Annotated in this window: 2 protein-coding genes; both read left to right on the forward strand. The window is 73.9% G+C overall.

Translation table 11 applies throughout. The features are described from left to right. Window positions 1–3,272, forward strand: a 3,272-nt coding sequence (locus tag Mterra_RS22500; protein WP_476727199.1) for a Vgb family protein, incomplete at its 5' end; no start/stop codon positions are given. Between the two features lie 648 nt (window positions 3,273–3,920). Then, the gene (locus Mterra_RS16965; RefSeq protein WP_147372901.1) at window positions 3,921–7,460 is read left to right on the forward strand and encodes a bifunctional diguanylate cyclase/phosphodiesterase; all 3,540 of its coding nucleotides are present in this window, start codon (window positions 3,921–3,923) and stop codon (window positions 7,458–7,460) included. The last annotated feature ends 117 nt before the right edge of the window (window positions 7,461–7,577 follow it).

Consider the following 7,577-nt stretch of genomic DNA (forward strand, 5'->3'; position numbering starts at 1 on the left):
CCTGCAGCCCCTCCGGCAGCCCGCCGCCCGGGGGGCTCAGCGTCGAGGTCGCCGGGCTGCCGGAGGGGCTGCAGGCCAACGTGGTGGTGGTGGGGCCGGACGGCTACACCCAGCCCCTCGTCGCCAGCGCCCGCCTCAGCGGCCTGGCGCCCGGGGTCTACACGGTGCGGGCGCTGGCGGTGAACCTGCCCGGCGGCGACAGCTACCTCCCCGAGCAGGCCGCCCAGGACGTGGCGGTCTCGAGCAACCGCGGGGCCGGCGTGCGGGTGGCCTACGCCGCCGCCCCGCTGCGCCTGGCGCCCGGCACCGTGGGCCTCCCCCCGCGGAGCGCCGCGGCCGAGACCCTGCGGCCGATGGAGCCGGCCGGGCTCGTGGGCGACAAGGTCGTGCAGACCCTGCGCTTCGACGGCGTCCCCGCCGCGCTGGCCGGGCTCAAGCCCGGCAGCTACCTGGGCCTGCCGTCCACCGCCGGCAACCCCTACGGCTTCCTGGGCCAGGTCGAGGAGGTGAGCACCGCCGGGGGCGACCTCACCGTCACCGCGCACCTCGCCCCCTTGCCGGAGGTGATCCAGCAGGGCGGCTTCTCCTTCTACCAGGAGGTCGACGGCGAGGATCCGGAGGTGCGGGCCCAACTGGCCGGGGCCGAGGTGCTGCTGCCGGGGGCCCGCGTCCTGACCGCCCCCACCCCGCAGACCGAGGAGCTGAAGCGTCAGCTCTTCGCGGAGGCCAAAGCCCAGGCCCAGCAGGTCTATCCCGCCAGCGCCGCCCGGCCCAACGTCGAGTTCGCGCCGGTCTGCCTCGAGATCAAGCGCGCGAAGATCCTCCCGGGCGACGGGCCCGACGACGGCATCTTCATGGAGGGCTCGACCTGCTTGCGCATCTCCTTCGACGGCAGCATCTGGATCTCCGCCAAGGGCATCGAGGCCAGCTTCTCGGCCACCGCCCGCCAGACCGGCAAGCTCAAGGTGTTCGGCAAGGGGAGGATCTACCAGCAGATCACCGCCACCGTCCCCCTCATGGTGCTGCCCCTCCCCCCCATCAACATCTCGGTGGCGGGCTTCCCGGTGGTGATCAACCCCACCGTGAGCGTGCGCTTCGTCGTGGGCGGCAGCATCACCTCGGAGTTCTACGTCAAGGCCGAGGAGAGCGTCTCGCTCACCGCCGGGGTGAGCTTCGACGGGAAGAACTGGAACCCCTTCAGCTCCGAGCACCACAGCATCAGCTTCGACTCCGGCGGCTCGATGCAGGGCTTCTCGGTGCTCGCGGGGGTGGGGCCGCAGGTCAACTTCTACTTCTACGGGGTCTACGGGCCCGACTTCGCCCTGGTGCCCTACCTGGAGTTCGACGCCAACTTCACCCGCGACCCCTGGTGGCAGCTCTACCTCGGCTTCAAGGCCTTCATGGGCCTCAACGCCAACATCAGCTACGGCTTCTCGGGGCCTAAGGAGGTCCTGCAGTCGGTGGGGCTGTTCTTCTTGGGCATGCTCAGCGACTTCAAGTACGAGGTGCTGAACATGAAGTTCCTCATCGCCCAGGCCCCGCCCAGCCAGCGGCCGGTCATCGTCCGGATAAGCCCGGAGCAGACGAGCGTCCCCGCCTGCGGGCGCACGGTCCTGCGGGCCAGCATCCAGAACAGCCTCAAGGGGGTCACCTGGGCCGCCAGCGGCGGGGCCGTCTCGGGCGATGACGTGATGAACAGCGCCACCTACTTCGCGCCCCCCACCCCCGGCACCTACACGGTCACCGCCACTTCCGCCGAGCAGCCCGGCCAGCAGGCCAGCGCCCAGGTCACGGTGACCCCCGGCGGCAGCGGGCCCCTGACGGTGGTCGTCACCGGCCTGCCCGCCGGCACCGTGCCCGGCCTGCGCCTCACCGGGCCCAACGGCTTCTTCTTCGCCCCCAAGACCTCGGGGAGCTCGAGCGGGGAGGGCGTGTACCGCTTCGAGTGCCTGCCCGAAGGCGCCTACACCCTCACCGCCGGGCTCACCCCCGCGGGCGACGCGGTCTACTCCCCCAACCAGGGCAGCGACCGCCCCGCGCTGCAGGTGGTGCAGAGCGCGAGCGTGGGCCCCGGGCAGACCCCGCGCCTGCAGGTGAACTACAACAACGTGCGCGCCAGCCTGAGGGTGGTGGTGAGCGGGCTGCCGGACGGGGTGCGGCCGGCCGTCGCGGTCAGCGGGCCGCTGGGCTACACGCACACCGTCAGCGCCGGCGGCGAGACCCTGCTGCAACTGCTCAACCCCGGCACCTACAAGATCGGCGCGGCCTCGCTCGAGCACGGCGGCTACACCTACACCCCCGCCCTCAGCCAGGCCGAGGTCGTGCTGCCGCCCGGCGAGACCACCACCGTCACCGTCAGCTACTCCAGCAACAGCCCCCGCGGGCTGTGGGTGGCCAACCAGATGGGCAGCAACCGGCACGTACTCTTCTACCCCGCCGGCGGCACCGCCCCGGCCGAGACCACCCTGGGCGGCGGCCTGACCTACACCCCGGCCCTCGCCTTCGACCCGCAGGGGCGGCTGTGGGTGGCCGACGCCTTCTCGGGCAAGGTGCTGGCCTACCCGGCCGACCGCCTCAAGCAAAGCCCCGACCCGCTGCACAGCTTCGCGCTTCCCTCCAGCCCGCAGGCCCTGGCCTTCGACGCCCAGGGCAACCTGTGGGTCGCGCTGCAGGCCCCTTACGGCTCCGGCGGGGGCGGCCAGGTGCTGCGCTACCCCGCCGCCGGGCTGCTGGGCGCGGCCCCCACGCCCGACCTCACCCTCAACGCCGACGGGGCCTACCGCACCCCGGTGTCCCTGGCCCTCGACGGCGAGGGCAACCTCTGGGTGGCGTACAACGGCAGCGCCCAGGTGGTGCGCTACGCCGCGGCGGGCGGCTACGGCAGCGCCACCGCCTACCCGCTGGCCCAGGGCCGCGGCAACCTCAGCGCCCTCGCCTTCGGCCCCACCGGCCGCCTGTGGGTGGGCACCACCGGCGCGAGCGTGCTCGAGTACGACCCCGCCGCCCTGGTCGAGGGGCAGGACGCCACCCCCCTCACCCACGTCCACGGCTTCAACGGCGGGGGCAGCATCGGCGGGCTGGCCTTCGACCCCGAGGGCAACCTCTACGCCTCGGTCTACGGCAGCAGCTTCATGAACGGCGTCTTCCGCTGGAGCGCCGCGCACCTGGCCCGGAAGGGCGACCTCAGCCCCTACGAGGGCGTCGGCAACATCCCCACTTACACCAAAGACATCACCAACCCCGTGGGCCTGGCCTACTGGCCCCCCCGCTAGCGGCACAGCGCCGCGCGAGGGCCGGGGCGGATCTCCCGCCCCGGCCCTTCGCGTCTGTCCGGGTCCGTCCGCTCCGTGTCCCGCCCCCTGTAATACCCGATTCGGTCGGGTCCGTCCCCATTCGGGGACGGACCCGACCGAAGGGATACGCTTGCTTCGCCGGCCGTCAGGGAGGGGTGTGCTCTAGGGTCCAAAAAGAGGGTCCAAAAAGATAGCCTCTGAAGGTCTTTGGTTTGGGTGATTATCTTTTTGAATCCGGTATAAGCCTCGAGCGCTCGCGCCCGCGCTGAGCCTCGGTAAGGAGCCACGCCCACCGCGAACCCGTACGAACCGCAGGACCGCAGATGCTGGTCAGGGGTTGCCCCTCGCGGCCCTGGGCCGGAGCAGGGGAGAGGGAGAGGCCTAGTCGCAGGAGGAGCTCAGCACCCTGCGGGGCCCGTGGATCGGAGAGCCTGTCGGGGATAGGGCTAATTCCAGGGATATTTCGACCTTGACAGACGCGGGGTTCAGAGCAATAAAGGAGACGATCGGCTCGCAACTCTGGCCCGTGGTTCCCCTGACCGATCGGGGACGTCGGCCCGGCCCCGCAGGGGCCCAACGGTGAGGGATAGCCCCGGAGGTTCGCAGGCGGAGGGTTGGCGGATCGCGATGAGGAAGACGCACAGCACGGCAGGGCGCTTGATGGGGGCGCTGCTGAAAGACCTGCCCGTTCCCGAGCGCCTGCGGGGGGGCTTGCGGGTGCTTTTGGAGCAGCCGGGGATGGCCGAGGGGGCACAGGCGGCGCTGTTCCTCGACACGGAGGCGGGCCCGCGCCGGGTGGCCGAGACCGGCTCACCCCCGGGCGGCTGGGGCCTCGAGCCCGCGGCCGCCGAGCCGCCCGGGGGCTACCGGCAGGTGCCGCTGCGCGCGGGGGGCCGCAGGATCGGGCTGCTGGCGCTGTACTCGCCGGAGGGCGGGGGAACGCCGGGCCTCGAGCCCGCCCTGGACGAGGTGGCGGGGCTGCTGGCCGCCGCGCTGGCGTGGGCCCGGCAAGCCCAGCGCCAGGCGGCGTTGCTGGCGCTGGGGGCGGGGGGGGCCTTCCTCCTCGACGCCCGGGGCCGCCCGGTGCTCGCCCACGGCACGCCCGCCCGCCCCGGGCCCTTCCCGCAGTGGGGCGCGGAGGCTGGGGCCTTCTTCCGGGAGCTGCTCGAGCACCCCCTGCAGAGCCACGGCCGGGTGCTGCGCCTGGGGGGGCGGCAGGTGTCGGTGCGGGGGTGCAACCTGCTGCCCGACCCGCTGGTGGCCGGGGTGGCCCTGGCGGCCGTGGACGTGACGGAGAAGGCCCAGGCCGAGCGGGCGCGCGGGGTGTTGTCCCGGGTGGCCGACCTGCTGATCCAGGCCGAGGAGGAGGCCCCCTTCCTGGCCGGGGTCTGCCGCCTGCTGGTCGAGGCCGGGTACGGGCTGGCCTGGGTCGGCTGGGCGCGGCCCGGCGCCGCGGTCGAGCGGGTGGCCGCGGCGGGGGCGACGGCCTACCTCGAGGGCCTGGAGGTGACCTGGGGCGAGGGCCCGGCCGGGCAGGGCCCCTCGGGGCAGGCCCTGCGCACCGGGCGCCCGGCGCTGATGCGCCTCATCCGCGACGACCCGGCCTACGCGCCCTGGCGCGAGCGGGCGCTGGCCCACGGCTTCGAGTCGAGCCTGGGCCTGCCCGTCGAGGCCGGCGGGCGGGCGCTGGGGGTGCTCTCGCTGTACGCCCCCGAGCCCGGCGCCTTCTCCGCCGAGGAGCTGGGGCTGCTCGAGCGGCTGGCGGCCTTAGTCGGCCGGCGGGTGGAGTTCCTGCGCCAGCGCGCCGAGGCCCACAAGCTCTCGCAGGTCGTCGAGCAGCAGCCCGAGCCCGTCCTCATCACCGACCTGCAGGGCCGCATCGTCTACGCCAACCCGGCCGTGGAGGCCAAGCTGGGGTACTCGAGGGAGGAGCTGCTGGGCCAGAACCCGCGGCTCTTCCAGTCGGGGGAACACTCCGGGGCCTTCTACGCCGACCTCTGGAAGACGCTGGGGGCGGGGGAGGTCTTCCGCGCCCAGTTCGTCAACCGGCACAAGGACGGCAGCCTGGTGCGCGAGGACAAGATCCTCTTCCCCCTCCACGACCGGGGGGGCGGGGTGGTGGGCTACGCCTCGGTGGGCCGCGACGTCACCCGCGAGGAGGAGCTGGTGGGCTGGCTGGGCGCGGTGCTGCGGGCGGTCCCGGTCCCGGTGGTGGGCCTGGACGAGGCGGGCCGGGTCACGCTGTGGAACCCGGCGGCCGAGAGCACCTACGGCTACGGGGTGGAGGAGGTGCTCGGCCGGCCGTTCCCCGTCGTGGGGGAGCGGGAGGAGCAGGGCCTCGCCCGCCACCCCGACCGCCCGGCCGCCGCGCAGACGCTGCGCGGGGTCCGCGTCAGCGCCAAGGACCGCGCGGGCGCCCTCATCCCCAGCCTGCTCTACGCCGCCCCGCTCGAGGGCGGCAGCGTGCGGGCGCTGGTGGACATCCGCCCCCTGCTGGCCTTGGAGGAGGAGCTCGCGCTCAACCTGCGCCTGCGGCAGGACCTGCTGGACTTCACCAACCGGGTGCTCTCGCAGGGGGTCGGCCGCGAGGTCTTCCAGGCGGTGCTGCAGCGGGCGGTGAGCCGCATCCCCGGCGCCCGGGAGGGTTACGTGCTCCTGCGCGACCCGGAAGGGCACTACCGCCACGTCGCGGGGGTGGGGCCCGGCGACGGCGGCCCGAAGGGGCTGTGGGTGGAGCCGGAGGCGCTGCGGGCCCTCGAGCCGGAGGCGGCGGTGGGGCGGGTGCAGGAGCCCGCGCTGGGCACGGAGCCCCTGCTCTACGCCCGCGTCGAGGCCGAGGGGGAGGTCTTCGGCGTGCTCTACCTCGGCGGCCCCCTCTCCCCGGCGGCCCCCGGCGTCGCGGGCCTCTTCGCCGCGCAGATGGCTCTGTGGCTGCGCTGGCAGCAGAGCCAGGAGGAGGTGTCCTTCCTCGCCTACCACGACGCCCTGACCGGGCTGCCCAACCGCCGCCGCCTGCGCGAGGAGGGCTCGATGTGCCAGGAGGGCCCGGGCGGGGTGGTCCTCATCGACCTCGACGGCTTCAAGGCCGTCAACGACACCCTGGGGCACGCCGCCGGCGACCGGCTGCTGCAGGAGACGGCCCGCCGCCTGCGCGCGGCGCTGCCGCCGGAGGGGCGGATCTTCCGGATGGGGGGCGACGAGTTCGCGGCCTTGCTGCCCGGCCCGCCCGAGGAGGTGCAGCGGGCCCTCGAGCAGATGCGACGGGCCATGGACCCGCCCGTCGGGCTCGACGGGAAGTTCGTGCACATCGGCTTCTCGGCCGGGATCGCCTACTGCCCGCTCGACGGCCAGGACCTCTCCACGCTGCTCGGCCGCGCCGACCTCGCGCTCTACCGCGCCAAGGGCCAGCCCACCCGCACCGCCTTCTACGACCAGGCCCTCGAGGCGGCCCTCTCCCGCCGCCAGGACCTGCTGATGGCGCTCAGCCGCGCGCTGGCCGAGGGGGAGCTGCTGCTGCACTTCCAGCCCATCGTCGACCTCGAGGGCCAGCAGCCCGTGGCCTACGAGGCCCTCGAGGCGCTGGTGCGCTGGCCGGGGGGGCCCGCCACCGCCGCCTTCATCCCGCTGGCCGAGGAGACGGGCCTGGTCAAGGAGCTCGACCGCTACGTGCTCCCCCGGGTCGCGGCCTTAGCCCAGGGGCGCACCCTCAGCGTGAACCTGTCGGTGCAGAGCCTGACCGACGCGGGCTTCGTGGCCTTCCTCGCCGGGCTGCCCAACCGGGGAAACATCGTCCTGGAGATCACCGAGCGGGTCCTGGCCTACCCGGAGACCTTCGCCGCGCTGCAGGAGGTGGCCGCGCTCGGCTTCCGCCTCGCCCTCGACGACTTCGGCAGCGGCTACTCCTCGCTGGGCTACCTCGCCCGCATGCCCTTCTACGCGCTCAAGGTTGACCGGCTGTTCACCCAGGGCATCGGCGAGAACCCCCGGGCCGAGGCGGTGCTGCGGGTGGTGCGCGACCTCGCCCGCAACCTGGGGCTGGCGGTGGTGGTGGAGGGGGTCGAGACCCAGGCCCAGCGCGCGTGGCTGCTGGCCGAGGGCTTCGCGTGGGGCCAGGGCTTCCTCTTCGGCCGCCCCGCCCCCATGGAAAGCTTCGGCGGGGAGGGGTAGCCACCCCCCGCCCGTGAGGGGAGCGCTCAGCGCACCTCGAAGGCCGGGTGAGAGGCCGGCAGCCGCTCGCCGGGGTGGTCCTGGTGGTGCGGCATGGGGCGCTGGAAGGGGTCGTGG

It is taken from the genome of Calidithermus terrae (genome assembly GCF_003574345.1).
In the GTDB taxonomy this organism is placed as follows: Bacteria; Deinococcota; Deinococci; order Deinococcales; family Thermaceae; genus Calidithermus; species Calidithermus chliarophilus.